Source organism: Phyllobacterium sp. TAF24, from assembly GCF_052113785.1.
GTDB lineage: Bacteria > Pseudomonadota > Alphaproteobacteria > Rhizobiales > Rhizobiaceae > Phyllobacterium.
In genome coordinates this window covers 1-14,100 of record NZ_JBFRDN010000038.1, presented here as the reverse complement: position 1 = coordinate 14,100, position 14,100 = coordinate 1, and the positions used below count along the sequence as shown (strand labels likewise).

Genomic DNA, 14,100 nt, shown 5'->3' with positions numbered 1-14,100 from the left:
GTTTGGTCGCTTGCTTAATTGCCGCCGAGCTTCCCCCGTTCATCGACAATCCGCGCCATGGCCTCGGCTTCCGGGCCTTCCTGCCGCAGGCCATCAGCCACGCCTGTTCTGTCAGCTTCGCCCCTGTTCTGGCTGACCTTCCATTTGCCTTCAATGCGCGAGATCGGGATTTCAATGCCGATAATGCCCTTGATCTGCCCGGCGATGAAATTCTCAGGCGCGTCCTCGACCGCCCATGGCTGCGCGCGGCCCGCCTCCTGTGTGCGTGTCAGGCTGCCGATCTGCCGGCGCAGCCACTCCGCGCCATCTTCGACGTGCGGGGTTCCCCATGCCTGCACAACCACGTAATTCCAGGTAGGGACAACCTTGCCGTGTTCGCGCTTCGTCGCATACCACGAGGGCGTCACATAGGTGTTCGGTCCCTGAAAGATGATCATGGCTTCCGCACCCGCCTGCAGGKCCGCAACCTGCTCATTGGCTTTGGCGAGATGAGCCCGAAGCGTGCCGTTTGGCGAGCCATCCGGGTCGATCTCAAACGGAATGAGGTTGGCCATCAACCCGTGCTCGCCGCCTGTCACCAGCATAGCCAGCGGGTGTTTGCGGATCAGATCGTGCATGACGTCAAGACGATCTTCGCGAAATGCAGGTGGCCTGTACATGGTAGCTCCAGTCATATCTCTCGTTGGGCATTGGTCTCTGGCCATGCCTGCGCGTTTGTTCGGAATGATAATGAAACAATATGTCTTCGCAAGGCGAATAGCTTGCTAGTCGATCATCGGGATCAGGCTTGCCGCGCCAGTGCCAGAGCGGCTTGCCGGCCCGAAGCCAGAATATTCGCGGATGTTTCCTCGTCTGTCACCAGTCTTGCCAGTTGCAGGGTGCCGATCATGGAAGCCAATACCGCACGACTTCTCTCTGTTGCCGCTTCTTTTTCAAGATGTTTGGGCAATACTGACGCAATCAGATCAACAAGCGCATCGACGATCTCGACCAATCGTTCGCGTATCTCGATCGAGAGACGGCCAACCTCCGCAACCAGTGATGGAATGGCGCAGCCAAGCTCCGGGTGCTTCACATGCGCGGGGCGCAGATAGGCGTGTATGATAGCCTCCATCCCGTCCGCACCGCGCGCCCGCGCACTTCTTACCGCATGCACCAGATAATCGCGGGATGAATCCACCGCTGCCGTGATGGACTCCTGCACCAATTGTTCCTTGGATGAAAAATGCGCGTAAAAACCGCCATGGGTCAGTTCCGCATCAGCCATCAGGCGAGCCAGACCCGTTGCTTCAATCCCATCCTTGCGGAAGCGTTTTGACGCAACCTCTATAACGCGCTGGCGTGTCTCGGCTTTATGGTCCTTGGAATAGCGCATCAGCCTCCCTCGTCTACCCGTTGTATGGCGATTGACATATCATATGATGGTCATAATATGAAGCCCATCCAACAAGCCGGCAACCATTGCAGGAGCCAGATATGTCCGAGATGCTCAATACAACTTTTGGTCTGGTTCCCCCCGAGGTTGCCGCAACGCTTTCGGGGCTCGATCTTCTGCAGGGATTGCTGGATGGCACCTATCCCGCACCGCCATTTGCTGAAACCACCGATCTTTGGCCGATTTCGGTCGAAACGGGCAAGGTCGTGTTTGAGGCACGGCCATCAAAGCGATTCTATAATCCTATGGGTTTCGTCCATGGAGGATGGATTTCCCTGCTGATCGATACGGTCATGGGCTGTGCGGTGCAGTCAACGCTGAAGGCTGGACAAACCTATACGACACTGGAAATGAAAACGACATTCGTCCGTTCCGTGCTTGAAACAACGGGTAATCTGCGCTGCGAAGGCATTATGCTGCATTCCGGTAGCCGGACAGCGAGCGCCGAAGGCAAGATTTTTGACAGCAGCGGCAGGCTTGTCGCCCACGGTTCGGAAACCTGTCTCGTCATGGATGCGCTGAAAAAGGCGGGTTAACGCCTTCACTGTCAGCCAGCCCTTTTCGCGGGTAATCATAATAGGCCCGGCTCTTCTTCGCCGCGAGTTTCAATTGTCACAAATTATGCGGATATTTGCGCCGATAGGAAAGATGCAGCCCGGAATGGAAAGGATTTCCATTTTCTGGCTTGCTATTTCCCGGTACGTCGTAAGATGATTGAAAAAACAACTTGAGGTCCCAAGGGGCACATGATGGATGATGAAGAACCCGAACTGGTTGTATCGCGGTTGTCGAAAGAGTTTACCCGCGACGGAATAACCGTGAGCGTCGAGATTTATCGCCTTGCAGAGCAGAGCGAATGGACGCTGGAGGTGGTGACAGAGGACAAGGACTCAATCATCTGGGATGATCCTTTCGAGACGGATCAGGCCGCCTTTGACGAGTTTTTACGGGCCGTCGAAGAAGAGGGCCTTGCAAGCCTGATCGATCCTGAGGGCGGAGAGACACTGCATTAGAGAGGCCTAAGATACGAAGGCCGTCGCAACATCACGCCCCCACGAAGATCAGGAGTGCTCCGAAATCTCCTGCATCCGCATTTCGCAAGGCTTTTAGATAGGTTGTCCGCCGCTCGTTATCGGCTTGCAGGTCAAATCCATTTGCCCATTGGATTGGCGAATGGCCGTAATAATCAGCCAGAAATACATCGGCAGCAATGCGTGTATGTCGACCGTTGCCGTTTGGGAATGGATGAATCTGAACCAATCGATGATGAAATCGAGCCGCTGCCTCTAAGGGCGTGTAGACGGCATTTTCTGCCCAATAGCGGACATTGTCCAAGTGTATGCGAACTTGCGTGGAAATTTGGAGCGGATCGATACCAATGTTTTTTTCGCTTCGCCGGTAGTTACCCGCCCAGTTCCAGACGTCGCCGAATAAACGAACATGCAAGGTCCGGATAAAGCTATCCGTCAGAATGTCGCCGCCACGTCGCCGCCCAAGCCACAGGAGACCTTGCTCAATATTGGCTTGTTCCAATTCATCAAGCTCACTGCGTGTCGTGATGTGACTGAATTTAAGTCCATGAATTTCATCAGGTTCGAGGCGCGTGGCGCCTTTTGCCTCCTCGAACACTAAGTGTTTTCCCAAAAGTTGGGAGGCATATGCCGGATCATACTGTCGGCGAGCCCATCAATCTCAATTTGTGTCTGTTCCTGAGATAAAGATTGTTGCTCCAGAGCCATGTGAGAACTTGCGCGTCTGACAATATCTCCAGCATTCTTCAAAGCTTGAGCTTTGAGGACATCTTCAACCCTTTCATGAAGCACAACAGCATAAACGAATCGTCCGCCAAGCGCCTCTGCCATTTTCTGCATCTGATTGAGGGTAATTGCTCCCTCCCGTTCATTGCGTTCAGCCTGATAAATAGCAGCTTTTGTTATGCCTGCTCTTTTTGCCAGTTGCGGACCGCTCATAGCCAGAGCCTTGCGCAATGTCGCGATCCACCCCTCCGGTGGCACAAGAAGTCCGCTAACCTGCTGTAGGCCATGATCTGCCAATTTTTTATATTGGCGCGCCACGGTGTCTTTTACACTCATGGTATGAGTCCTGCGTTGATGGATATCAATAAATATTCCAAATGAGATGAAAAGGCAATTAATTGATATCCAGTTGTGGTAAAAAGATATCAATAGATATGCATTATGCAATGCAAAGGATATTAAAAGATATCCATTTTGTTGAGAACATTTAAAAACAATACTATGTGAGTGTGGCACACGCAGGTTTTCCTAGCCGGTTTCATATCCTTCTGGACATAGAGGGTAGGGCTGAATGAGAATTGTAACGGCGTTCCGCGGTAGTTTCCGGCCAAACCCAATTTCAATGATAAGCTATTTTGATGAACTCATATGTTTTATAAACATATCCGCCCCTCTTCATTGCGGGAGTGGCAATGACACGGAAAAGGACACAAATTTTCAGTGCAATAATTTATGTGATTGAAAACACTGGTCGGAGTGAGAGGATTCGAACCTCCGACCCCGTCGTCCCGAACGACGTGCGCTACCAGGCTGCGCTACACTCCGTGACCAGCGATGTCGGGCTATATACCGCCGCGTTTTTGTGCCCGCAAGTCGTTTCGTCAGCACTTTTTGAATTATAGCGGTGCAAACATAAACCATGTTCTGGAAATGGCGGAACCGGTCTTGTGATCGTCAATGAAAGTCTTGTATCGATAAAACACAGGTGATGCGGTGTATCGCAAAGTCTGCCGAAAGATCGCGAATTGTATATCGGACGAGATATCGACTGAAACAATGAGGTTGCATGCAATGACGTCGGGAATGAAGCGTATTATCAGCTTTGTCATGAGTGGTGGTGTCGGTTCAAGGCTTTGGCCTTTATCGCGTGAAGACTTTCCAAAGCAGTTTCACAATCTTTCCGGTCAGGGCTCGATGCTTTTGCGTACCGTCAAGCGCATGAGTGCGCGGGGCGGCGAAACCTCCGTTCCTGTCTATCTGCTTGCCTCCGAGCGTCATGCGGACAGGATCAGCCAGGATCTGTCAGGCGTTGATCTGGCCGGGGGCCGCGCGATTCTTGAACCCATGGGGCGCAACACGGCCGCGGCGGTGGTGCTGGCAACCGAGATTACCCTGCGTGAGCATGGCGATGATCTTGTTCTTGTCGTTCCGTCCGATCATGAAATCACCACCGATCGTGACTTCTGGAATACGGTAGAGGCTGGCACGGACGCTGCCATGGCGGGACGAATCGTCGTCTTTGGCATTCAGCCTGACAGGCCGGAAACCGGTTACGGTTATATTGAGGTCGGCCCCGGGGATGACAATACGCGCGACGTGATCCGGTTCGTGGAAAAGCCCGATGAKAAGACTGCGATCCAATATCTCGAATCGAAGAACTTTCTCTGGAATTCCGGTATTTTTCTTTTCCGTGCCAGTACCATGCGCGATGCATTCCGGGCGCATGCGCCGAAGATCTGGGATGGCGCCGTTGCAGCGCTTGACGAAGCGACCAGCAATATCTCCGGCACCTATCTGCCGCATGATCTTTATGCGGAAGTGCCGTCCATCTCCGTCGACTATGCAATCATGGAGCACGCGAAAGATATTGCGCTGGTTCCTGCGCGGTTTCGCTGGAATGATCTGGGCTCGTGGCAATCGCTTTTGGAAGTCAGCTCGACCGATGGCAGCGGCAATGTGATTGTCGGTGATGTCGTCGCCATTGATTGTGAGAATAGCTATCTGCGCAGCAATGGCCGCCTGCTTTCCGCCATCGGCCTGCGTGATCTGGCTGTTGTGTCGACCTCCGACGCGACATTCGTTGCGCCCGTGACCGAAAGCCAGAATGTCCGCAAGATCGTCGAGCAGCTGGAAAAGACTGGGCGACTGGAAACCAAATTCACGCCTGCGCAGGACCGCCTGCCGCAGGTGGGCGCCTATGAAAAACGGGTGCGCCACTGGCTGTTTGAAGAAACATTGCCGCTCTGGTCCACGGTGGGCGTTGATACGCGCTATGGCGGCTTTCACGAGGCGCTGACCTTCGATGCCACGCCGATAACCCGGACAAAACGCATGCGCACCACGGCGCGGCAGATTTATGCTTTTGCCGTCGCGCACGAAATGGGCTGGGATGGTCCGGCCAATGATTTGATCGACCACGGCATTCGCTTCATCACCGCCAATGGCCGGACCAAACGTGGCGGCTGGGTAAAGACTTTCAATCCTGACGGCACGGTTCTCGACGGGGCTGAGGATGCCTATGACCAGTCCTTCGTGCTTCTGGCGCTGGCCCATGCGCATCGCGCTGGCCATCCGCAGGCGCTGGGGCTTGCCACGGAAACCTTTGCCTTCATTGATGAATATCTCGCCGATTCAAAGCTGCGTGGTTTCCTCGAAATGCCGGGGGATACCGGCCTGCGCCGTTCCAACCCGCATATGCATCTGCTGGAATCATTTCTCGCCTGGTACGATGTCACTGGCAACAGGGATTATCTCCAACGTGCAGCGCGTATCGTCGATCTGTTCCGCCATCACTTTTTCGATGCGGAAACCTGGACGCTCGGCGAATTTTTTACCGATGACTGGGAGCGGGCACCGGGTGAGAAAGGCGAATGGACGGAGCCGGGGCATCATTTCGAGTGGGCCTATCTGCTCTCCAATTTCGCCGCCGCGTCAGGCCAGAAGGATGTCATCCGCTATGCGCGAAAACTCTATGCTTCGGCCATCGCCAACGGCCTGAACCGCACAACGGAACTGGCCTATGGCGCGGTTTCCCGTCATGGTTTGCCGCTTGATACCAATTCACGCAGCTGGCCGCAGACCGAAGCGGTAAAAGCCGCTATCGCGCTTGACGGCAATGGTGGGCCTGACCTGAAGCCTGAGGTAGAAGCACGGGTAGGGCGGCTGTTCCGCTGGCATATCGAACAGGCGCCCAAAGGTCTGTGGATTGACCTGATCGATGAAAAGGGCCGGGCGCGGGCGGAAGATGTGCCCGCTTCGATCTTCTATCATCTGGTTTGTGCGCTCACGCAATATGTGGATTACATCGGCAAGGCTTAGTCTGAAGCTTTTTCAGGCCAAGCACTCATCGCCGTTTCTGCAATCGCCGTTAGCTCATCCACCGTCGCGCCATCATGCGCCTGCACCGACATGCCCTGAATGATGGCGCCGTAAAACCGCGCCAGATGTTGAGCATTGGTCGAGGCGGGCACCTCGCCATCCGTTATCGCCCGTTGCACGAGGCCGGTAAGAACGCCAAGCGTGGCGCTGCGCATGGCTGCAACCTTATCTGCAACACTCTTGACATCAGGCGCGCAGGAAAGTGCGGCCGTCGAGATCATGCAGCCACCGGGACCAAAGACAAAACTGGAGGCGGCACCATGGAGCAGGCGCGAAATGGTGCCCTTTGCCGTCTTTTCCTCTGCGAGTGCTTCGGTGAAATAGGCACCGGGGCCGATCTTGTAGAGCGACAGCACCTCCATATAAAGCTCTTCCTTTGATCCGAACGCCGTGTAGAGGCTGGGCGGTGTAATGCCCATGGCCTCCGTCAGATCGTTGATCGACGTGCCCTCATAGCCGCGCTGCCAGAACAGCATCATCGCCTTGTCGCGCGCCGCTTCACGGTCAAAGCTGCGCGGACGGCCACGCCTGCGGGCGGGCTCTTCAGGGGAATTGGCGGAGTCTTCAATTATTTTCATAGTGACCACTAATAAATTAGTTGACAGGAAAGAAACGCGTGTTAGTTCTTTTATATAGTGACCACTATGAAAAAGGAACAGGTCTATGAACATACCAGTTGCCGCTACTCTGACAACACTTGCTACGAACACGCCAGGGCTGACTGTTGAGGCCGATTTCAAGGGCCGCCTTGACAAGGTGATTGATGACGCCATTGCCGACCAGACCATAGTGGGCACGGTCATTCTGGTGGCCGAAGACGGCAAGATCGTCTATCGCCGCGCCGCCGGTTTTGCCGATCGCGAGGCAAAGACCCTGATCAAGGAAGATGCGATTTTCCGCGTTGCCTCGCTGACCAAGCCTATTGTGGCTGTTACGGCGCTGCGATTGGTGGAAGAGGGCAAGCTGAAACTGGATGATCCTGTTACGACTTATCTTCCGGATTTCCGGCCAAAAACAGCCGATGGCCGGGAAGCAGTCATCACGATCCGCCAACTCATGAGCCATACATCTGGTCTGACCTATGGCTTTCTCCAGCCCGCCGGTGGCCCTTATCTCAAGGCCGGTGTTTCCGATGGTCTCGATCAACCCGGACTTTCCATCGAGGAAAATCTCCGCCGCATTGCCAGTGTGCCCCTTTCCCATGAACCCGGCACCGCATGGGGTTATTCGGTGGGCCTTGATGTGCTGGGCGCTGTCCTGGCCAAGGCAACGGGCAAATCCCTGCCGGAATTGGTGAAGGAGAATGTCACCGGCAAGCTTGGCATGGATGACACCGGCTTTACCGTTGCTGACCGGGCAAGACTGGCCGTGGCCTATGGCGACGGCGAACCGCCAGTGCGTATGGGCAAGTCCCATCGTGTGCCGTTCTTCGATGGTGGGGTCAGCTTTGCACCGGACCGGATATTTGATGCCGCGTCCTATGCTTCAGGCGGCGGGGGCATGGCCGGAACCGCCGATGATTATATCCGCTTCCTTGAAGCGCTGAGGAAGGGTGGCGCTCCCTTGCTCAAAGCGGACAGTCTTAAACTTCTGGAAAACAGCCAGATTGGCGATCTTGTTCTGGATGTCGCACCTCCCGGCACGGGTTTCAGCCTTGGGTTTTCTATCGTGAAAGACCCGGCAGCGGGAGGCTCACCGCAATCGGCAGGAACATGGAGGTGGGGCGGCGTCTATGGCCAGTCATGGTTTGTCGATCCAGTGCGCAAGCTGACCGTCGTCGCGCTGACCAATACCGCTTATGCGGGCATGATCGGCGCATTCCCCGATGGGGTCCGCGACGCCATTTACGGCAAATGATTGAAAAGGCGGGGCATGCCCCGCCTTTCGTTTTTAGTAGGGGCTTTCGACCTTGCCTGTCTCCACATAGACGGACTTGATCTGGCTGTAGTGATAAAGTGCCGCCAGACCGTTTTCACGGCCAACGCCCGATTGTTTGAAGCCGCCGAACGGCATTTCCACCGGTGCCAGATTATAAGTGTTGATCCAGCAGGTTCCGGCCTTCAACTGGCTGATGACGCGGTGGGCGCGGGAGAGGTCTTTGGTGAACACACCGGCGGACAGACCGAATTCCGTATCATTGGCGCGGGCAACCACTTCGTCCTCATCGTTGAAATCAAGAACCGCCATGACAGGACCAAAGATTTCTTCCTGTGCGATGGTCATTGCGTCGGTCACACCGGTGAAAATCGTCGGCTCCACATAGCAGCCCGCCTCAAAGCCCTGCATTTTGGGAACGCCGCCGCCAAAGGCCAGCGTGGCGCCCTCGGCCTTACCCTTTTCGATATAGGCAACCACCTTGTCACGCTGGGCGGCATTGATCAGTGGTCCGAGATGGATTTCCGGGTCAAGCGGATCGCCGAGACGAATGGCTTTGGTGCGGGTCACCAGCCGGTCGAGAAATTTGTCCTTGATACCCTTCTGCACAAAAACGCGGGTGCCGTTCGAGCAGACCTGTCCCGTCGAATAGAAATTGCCAAGCAGCGCACCGCCCACGGCATTTTCCACATCCGCATCATCAAAAATGATCAGTGGGGATTTGCCGCCGAGTTCCATCGTTGCGTGCTTCATGTGCGAACCGGCCTGCGCCAGTACTTTTCTGCCTGTTGGCACCGAGCCGGTCAGCGATACCTTTGCCACCAGCGGATGGTCGACAAGCTGCGAGCCGACATCGCCAAAACCCTGCAACACGTTGAACAGGCCATCGGGGAGGCCAGCTTCCTTGTAAATCTCGGCCAGCGCCAGCGCCGAAAGCGGGGTATTTTCCGAAGGCTTGAAGATCATGGCATTGCCTGCGGCCAGCGCCGGGGCTGATTTCCAGCCTGCACCCTGAATAGGATAATTCCACGCGCCGATACCAACGCAGACGCCAAGTGCTTCGCGGCGGGTATAGGCATAGGAACCGCCAAGCTCGATCATCTCACCGTTGAACCCGGCAATGATGCCGCCGTAAAATTCCAGCGCATCGGCGGCCGACGCCGGATCGGCTACCAGCGTTTCCTGAATGGCCTTGCCCGTGTCGAGGGTCTCAAGTTCGGCGATTTCCGCATTGCGTTCGCGCAACAGATCAGCCGCACGGCGCAAGATACGCCCGCGCTCCACCGGCTTCAGCGCCGCCCATGCGGGTTGCGCTGAAGCGGCAGCCTGCACCGCCTGCTCGATCAGCGCAGGCGTTGCGCCAAACAGTCTTGCAATGATCTCGCCGGTTGCGGGATAGATGACATCCAGCGGCTTGCCCGCCTTGTCCTCAACAAAGCGGCCATTGATAAAATGCGATGCCTTGGGCTGCGCGCGCATGGTGTTCTCCTTGGGTTTATTCATCGATAGCTTATTTCACCTTGGCAGAGTTGTGCGTGGTTCGTGGTTCGACAAGCTCACCATGAGGGACGGGGGTGATGAAAGGGAGTCAAGTTCTGCAAGTTCTGCACTCTTTGCGATTAGCATTGCATCACCCCTGTCCCTCATGGTGAGCTTGTCGAACCACGAACAGATTGTGCAAGGCAAGATCACCCGCCATCACCGGTCACTCACTTCCCAGCGCGGGTTAATCCACGGCTCCTGATTGGAACGCGGCAGGGGATCGCGACCAAGAATATGGTCGGATGCCTTTTCACCAGTCATGATAGACGGGCCATTCAAGTTGCCATTGGTCACCCGTGGAAAGATGGAGGAATCGGCCACCCGCAGACCCTCGACACCAATCACCCGGCATTGCGGATCGACAACCGCCATCGGATCATCAACCGCACCCATCTTGCAGGTGCCGCAGGGATGGAAAGCACTCTCCGCATGCTCGCGCAGAAAATCGTCAATCGCATCATCAGACTGCACATGCGCACCCGGAGAAATCTCCGGGCCACGATAGGGCGTCAGGGCGGCCTGTCCGAAAATCTCGCGCGTCAAGCGCACCGCATGGCGGAAATCGGTCCAGTCATCCGGATGCGACATATAGTTGAAAAGGATTTTTGGCTTCTCGAATGGATCGGACGAACGCAGGGTAACGCTGCCGCGTGACTTCGACCGCATCGGCCCGACATGCGCCTGAAACCCGTGACCCTTCGATGCCGCCTTGCCGTCATAGCGGATCGCGGCGGGCAGGAAATGGTACTGAATATCAGGATAATCGACACCGGGTTTGGAGCGCACAAAGGCGGCGGATTCGAAATGATTTGTCGCGCCATCACCCGTTTTGAAGAACAGCCACTGCGCCCCGATCCGTGCCTTGGAGAACAGCCCGAGCTTGGAGTTGAGCGTGATCGGCTTCAGACTCTCCTGCTGGATATAAACTTCCATATGATCCTGCAGGTTCTGGCCGACACCGGCGCGATCTGCGACCACGGCGATACCATGTTCCTTTAGATGGTTGGCGGGGCCAATCCCTGATAACATCAACAGTTTTGGCGAGTTGATGGACGAGGCCGCAATGATCACCTCACGCCGGGCGCGGATGATCTCGGTCTTGCCGCGCCGGGTGATTTCAACGCCCGTTGCCCGTTGATTCTCGATGACCACACGCCGTGCGAAGCCATTGACCAGATTAACATTCCTGCGTTTGAGCGCCGGGCGCATATAGGCGTTGGCGGTGGACCAGCGGCGGCCATTATGGATCGTCTGCTCCATCGCACCAAAGCCCTCCTGCTTGGCGCCGTTATAATCCTCGGTAACTTCGAAACCCGCCTCTCTGCCCGCATCAACGAACGCGTGGAAAAGGGGGTTGTCACGTCGCCCGCGCTGCACATGCATCGGGCCTTCGGTGCCGCGCCAACCCGCTTCGCCGCCATGGGAATGTTCCATGCGCTTGAAGTAGGGCAGGACATCCGCATAGGACCAGCCGGTCGCGCCGCTCTCGGCCCAATGATCAAAGTCACGGGCGTGGCCGCGCACATAGACCATGCCATTGATGGAGGACGAACCGCCGATGACCTTGCCGCGTGGCGTGACCAGCGTGCGCCCGCCCAAATGCGGCTCCGGCTCGGAGGAAAACCCCCAGTCATAGGTGCTCATGTTCATCGGGAAGGATAAGGCTGCCGGCATCTGGATGAACGGCCCGATATCGGTGCCGCCAAACTCGATGACGATGACCGAATATTTGCCATCCTCCGACAGGCGGTAGGCCATGGCCGATCCAGCCGAACCGGAACCGATGATAACGAAATCTGCTTCCATAGCTCTCACCTATTCGCCGCGCGGAAAGCGGGCGTTCTCTTCCAGAACATTCAGATCCATGTGATTGCGCATATAGCGCTCGGACGCCTTTTGCAGCGGCTGATAATCCCACGGATAATGCGAGCCGTTGCGCAGTGCCTCATAGACAATCCAGCGCCGTGCCTGACTTTCACGCACTGCCGCATCATAGGCCGCCGTGTCCCAGCGCGCCCTGGCCGCCGTCTGGAACTGGGCAAGCAGTTTCGCATGGGCGGGGTCATCGGCAAGATTGGCCAACTCCTGCGGATCCGATTCCAGATCAAACAGTTGCGGTGGATCGATCTCGCAATGCACGAACTTGTACTGGCCATCGCGAATGCAGACGAGCGGGGCGTTGGAACCTTCAGCCGCATATTCCATCAGCACCGGCCCCTGCCGTTTGCCGCCCGCGATAACGCCGCTCAAATCCTCGCCATCTGTCCATGGTTTGACCGATGCGATGTCAATACCGGCAAGCGCCGCCAGTGTCGGGTTGATATCGAGCGTTGAAACAGGCTGGCTGATACGTTGCGGCTTGATGCCCTGACCTGCAATCATCAGCGGCACGCGCGCGGAGCCTTCAAAGAAGTTCATCTTGAACCACAGGCCGCGCTCGCCGAGCATATCGCCATGATCTGAGGTGAAAACGATAATCGTGTTGTCGAGCATGCGCGTTGCCCGCAGCACCTCGAGTATCTCGCCCACCTTGTCATCCACATAGGAAATATTGGCGAGATAGCCCTGACGTGCGCGGCGAACATTGTCAGGTGTGATGTCGAACTTGGTGTAGTCGCAGGCCTGCATCAACCGCTGCGAATGCGGGTCCTGCGCCTCATAGGCAATGGGACCAACAGCCGGTTCCAGCGCTGGGGAATTCTCATAAAGATCCCAATATTTGCGTCTGGCCACATAGGGGTCATGCGGATGGGTAAAGGAGACCGTCAGGCACCACGGGCGGCGTGCGGCATCGTCTGATGTGCGCGACAGCTGATAAAGCTTTTGCGTGGCGTGAAAAGCCACCTCGTCATCATATTCCATCTGGTTGCTGGTTTCGGCGATGCCAGCGCCCGTAACAGAACCGAGATTGTGATACCACCAGTCAATCCGCTCGCCCGGCTTGCGATAGTCAGGCGTCCAGCCGAAATCGGCGGGGTAGATATCCGTGGTCAGGCGTTCCTCAAAGCCGTGCAACTGATCCGGCCCGACAAAATGCATCTTGCCGGATAGGCCGGTGTAATAATCAGCCCGGCGCAGATGGTGCGCATAGGTTGGAATATCCGAGGCAAATTCCGCCGCATTGTCATAGACGCGGGTGCGCGATGGCAGTTGCCCGGACATGAATGATGCACGGGCAGGGGCACAAAGCGGTGAGGCCGTATAGGTATTGGCAAAACGGGCTGAACGGTCGGCGAGGGCACGCAGATGCGGCGCATGGATGAAATCAGCAGGGCCATCCGGGAACAATGTCCCGTTCAGCTGATCGACCATCAGGATAAGAATATTCGGCCTTGTCATTGGGGCGCTCCGGCAGCGGCAAGTTTCGTCGTCACATAATCTTCCACAAGCGCGATTGCCGAGGCTGCCTCAGGCGCGCCATTACGCAGCGCATGACGAATATAGAGCCCGTCAATCATCGCGCCGGTGCCCTCCGCAATCTGTACTGCGGTGGCCCGGTCAGTCATCCGGCTGAGCGCATAGGCGAGATTGGAGTGCATGCGCCGCGCATAGACGCGCAAGAGACGGCGCGTTTCATCCGATTGCTGGGCGTGGACGTAAAAGGCCAGCCATGCGGCGACAGTCTGGGGTGCAAATTGCGAGGCGGAAAAGTTCACCGCAATAATCGCCCCAACGCGCTGGGCTGGGGTGTGTGCTGTTCCCAACGCCGCCCGCAAATCCTGTCCAAGTTCTTTCAGCAGATGGCGCATGGTGGCAAGGATCAGCTGTTCCTTGCCGCCGAAATAGTGATGCGCCAGCGCCGGCGAAACACCCGCTTCATGGGCGATCTCCGCAACTGTCACATCAAGCGAGCCGCGCTGGCCAATCGTGCGAATAGCCGCATCAATCAACTCCCGCTTGCGCAGTGGTTCCATTCCGACTTTGGGCATGTGGGTAACCTCGTTCGAAGGAAATATTATTCTTGATTGACTGATCAATCAATAAAAAAGTTTGGATAATATGGGGCAGTTTTCACCCCCTCTGTCCTGTCGGACATCTCCCCCACAAGGGGGGAGATCAGCCTTCAATACCATCTTGCACAATCTGAAACATTTCCGGTTGTGCAAAGGCGTT

General features: G+C 56.2%; 13 protein-coding genes and 1 tRNA gene. 4 read left to right on the top strand and 10 right to left on the bottom strand.

Annotation, left to right across the window (positions count from 1 at the left end):
• Positions 1-14: 14 nt before the first annotated feature.
• Together AB4Y96_RS23290 and AB4Y96_RS23285 are read right to left on the bottom strand one after the other, a co-directional pair.
• Complete coding sequence (locus AB4Y96_RS23290) at positions 15-659, bottom strand: FMN-binding negative transcriptional regulator (RefSeq protein WP_441920231.1); 645 nt, start codon at positions 657-659, stop codon at positions 15-17.
• Positions 660-781: 122 nt separating this feature from the next.
• Positions 782-1,375: a TetR/AcrR family transcriptional regulator gene (locus tag AB4Y96_RS23285; protein WP_441920229.1), complete on the bottom strand. Its 594-nt coding sequence runs from the start codon at positions 1,373-1,375 to the stop codon at positions 782-784.
• A gap of 101 nt (positions 1,376-1,476) precedes the next feature.
• On the opposite strand from AB4Y96_RS23285, the gene AB4Y96_RS23280 reads away from it, so the two are divergent.
• Both AB4Y96_RS23280 and AB4Y96_RS23275 read left to right on the top strand, forming a co-directional pair.
• Positions 1,477-1,971, top strand: coding sequence for a PaaI family thioesterase (locus AB4Y96_RS23280; protein WP_441920227.1), 495 nt, complete (start codon positions 1,477-1,479; stop codon positions 1,969-1,971).
• A 213-nt stretch (positions 1,972-2,184) separates the two neighbouring features.
• Positions 2,185-2,448 (top strand): hypothetical protein, encoded by a 264-nt coding sequence (locus AB4Y96_RS23275; RefSeq protein ID WP_441920225.1) that lies wholly within the window; start codon positions 2,185-2,187, stop codon positions 2,446-2,448.
• A gap of 31 nt (positions 2,449-2,479) precedes the next feature.
• Here the strand turns inward: AB4Y96_RS23275 and AB4Y96_RS23270 are convergent, their stop codons facing one another.
• The 3 genes from AB4Y96_RS23270 to AB4Y96_RS23260 all read right to left on the bottom strand — a co-directional run bounded on the left by AB4Y96_RS23270 (position 2,480) and on the right by AB4Y96_RS23260 (position 4,017).
• Positions 2,480-3,064, bottom strand: a complete 585-nt coding sequence (locus tag AB4Y96_RS23270) for a mobile mystery protein B (RefSeq protein WP_441920223.1) — start codon at positions 3,062-3,064, stop codon at positions 2,480-2,482.
• The gene (locus AB4Y96_RS23265; protein ID WP_441920222.1) at positions 3,064-3,528 is read right to left on the bottom strand and encodes a mobile mystery protein A; all 465 of its coding nucleotides are present in this window, start codon (positions 3,526-3,528) and stop codon (positions 3,064-3,066) included. Before AB4Y96_RS23265 ends, AB4Y96_RS23270 begins: the two co-directional genes overlap by 1 nt.
• A 412-nt stretch (positions 3,529-3,940) precedes the next feature.
• A tRNA-Pro gene (locus tag AB4Y96_RS23260) sits at positions 3,941-4,017 on the bottom strand.
• Positions 4,018-4,263: 246 nt separating this feature from the next.
• On the opposite strand from AB4Y96_RS23260, the gene AB4Y96_RS23255 reads away from it, so the two are divergent.
• Positions 4,264-6,510: an AGE family epimerase/isomerase gene (locus AB4Y96_RS23255; RefSeq protein ID WP_441920221.1), complete on the top strand. Its 2,247-nt coding sequence runs from the start codon at positions 4,264-4,266 to the stop codon at positions 6,508-6,510.
• Here the strand turns inward: AB4Y96_RS23255 and AB4Y96_RS23250 are convergent.
• Positions 6,507-7,148, bottom strand: coding sequence for a TetR/AcrR family transcriptional regulator (locus AB4Y96_RS23250; protein WP_441920219.1), 642 nt, complete (start codon positions 7,146-7,148; stop codon positions 6,507-6,509). The genes AB4Y96_RS23255 and AB4Y96_RS23250 overlap by 4 nt on opposite strands.
• Positions 7,149-7,233: 85 nt before the next feature.
• Between AB4Y96_RS23250 and AB4Y96_RS23245 the strand changes: the two genes are divergently transcribed.
• Entirely contained in the window at positions 7,234-8,427 is a 1,194-nt protein-coding gene (locus AB4Y96_RS23245) for a serine hydrolase domain-containing protein (protein WP_441920217.1), read from the top strand.
• Between the two features lie 33 nt (positions 8,428-8,460).
• On the opposite strand, the gene betB is transcribed toward AB4Y96_RS23245, so the two are convergent.
• The 4 genes from betB to betI form a co-directional block, all read right to left on the bottom strand.
• Entirely contained in the window at positions 8,461-9,924 is a 1,464-nt protein-coding gene (gene betB, locus AB4Y96_RS23240; protein WP_441920216.1) for a betaine-aldehyde dehydrogenase, read from the bottom strand.
• A gap of 219 nt (positions 9,925-10,143) precedes the next feature.
• On the bottom strand, positions 10,144-11,793 hold the full coding sequence (gene betA, locus AB4Y96_RS23235) for a choline dehydrogenase (protein WP_441920215.1): 1,650 nt from the start codon (positions 11,791-11,793) through the stop codon (positions 10,144-10,146).
• A 9-nt stretch (positions 11,794-11,802) separates the two neighbouring features.
• On the bottom strand, positions 11,803-13,326 hold the full coding sequence (betC, locus tag AB4Y96_RS23230) for a choline-sulfatase (RefSeq protein WP_441920213.1): 1,524 nt from the start codon (positions 13,324-13,326) through the stop codon (positions 11,803-11,805).
• Positions 13,323-13,916: a transcriptional regulator BetI gene (gene betI / locus AB4Y96_RS23225; RefSeq protein WP_441920211.1), complete on the bottom strand. Its 594-nt coding sequence runs from the start codon at positions 13,914-13,916 to the stop codon at positions 13,323-13,325. Before betI ends, betC begins: the two co-directional genes overlap by 4 nt.
• Positions 13,917-14,100: the final 184 nt, after the last annotated feature.

Bases quoted from the DNA above. Each gene is read 5' to 3' on its own strand.
- AB4Y96_RS23275 (WP_441920225.1), top strand. From the start codon at position 2,185: ATGGATGATGAAGAACCCGAACTGGTTGTATCGCGGTTGTCGAAAGAG.
- betC (WP_441920213.1), bottom strand. From the start codon at position 13,326: ATGACAAGGCCGAATATTCTTATCCTGATGGTCGATCAGCTGAACGGG.
- AB4Y96_RS23265 (WP_441920222.1), bottom strand. From the start codon at position 3,528: ATGAGTGTAAAAGACACCGTGGCGCGCCAATATAAAAAATTGGCAGAT.
- betA (WP_441920215.1), bottom strand. From the start codon at position 11,793: ATGGAAGCAGATTTCGTTATCATCGGTTCCGGTTCGGCTGGATCGGCC.
- AB4Y96_RS23250 (WP_441920219.1), bottom strand. From the start codon at position 7,148: ATGAAAATAATTGAAGACTCCGCCAATTCCCCTGAAGAGCCCGCCCGC.
- AB4Y96_RS23280 (WP_441920227.1), top strand. From the start codon at position 1,477: ATGTCCGAGATGCTCAATACAACTTTTGGTCTGGTTCCCCCCGAGGTT.
- betB (WP_441920216.1), bottom strand. From the start codon at position 9,924: ATGCGCGCGCAGCCCAAGGCATCGCATTTTATCAATGGCCGCTTTGTT.
- betI (WP_441920211.1), bottom strand. From the start codon at position 13,916: ATGCCCAAAGTCGGAATGGAACCACTGCGCAAGCGGGAGTTGATTGAT.
- AB4Y96_RS23285 (WP_441920229.1), bottom strand. From the start codon at position 1,375: ATGCGCTATTCCAAGGACCATAAAGCCGAGACACGCCAGCGCGTTATA.
- AB4Y96_RS23245 (WP_441920217.1), top strand. From the start codon at position 7,234: ATGAACATACCAGTTGCCGCTACTCTGACAACACTTGCTACGAACACG.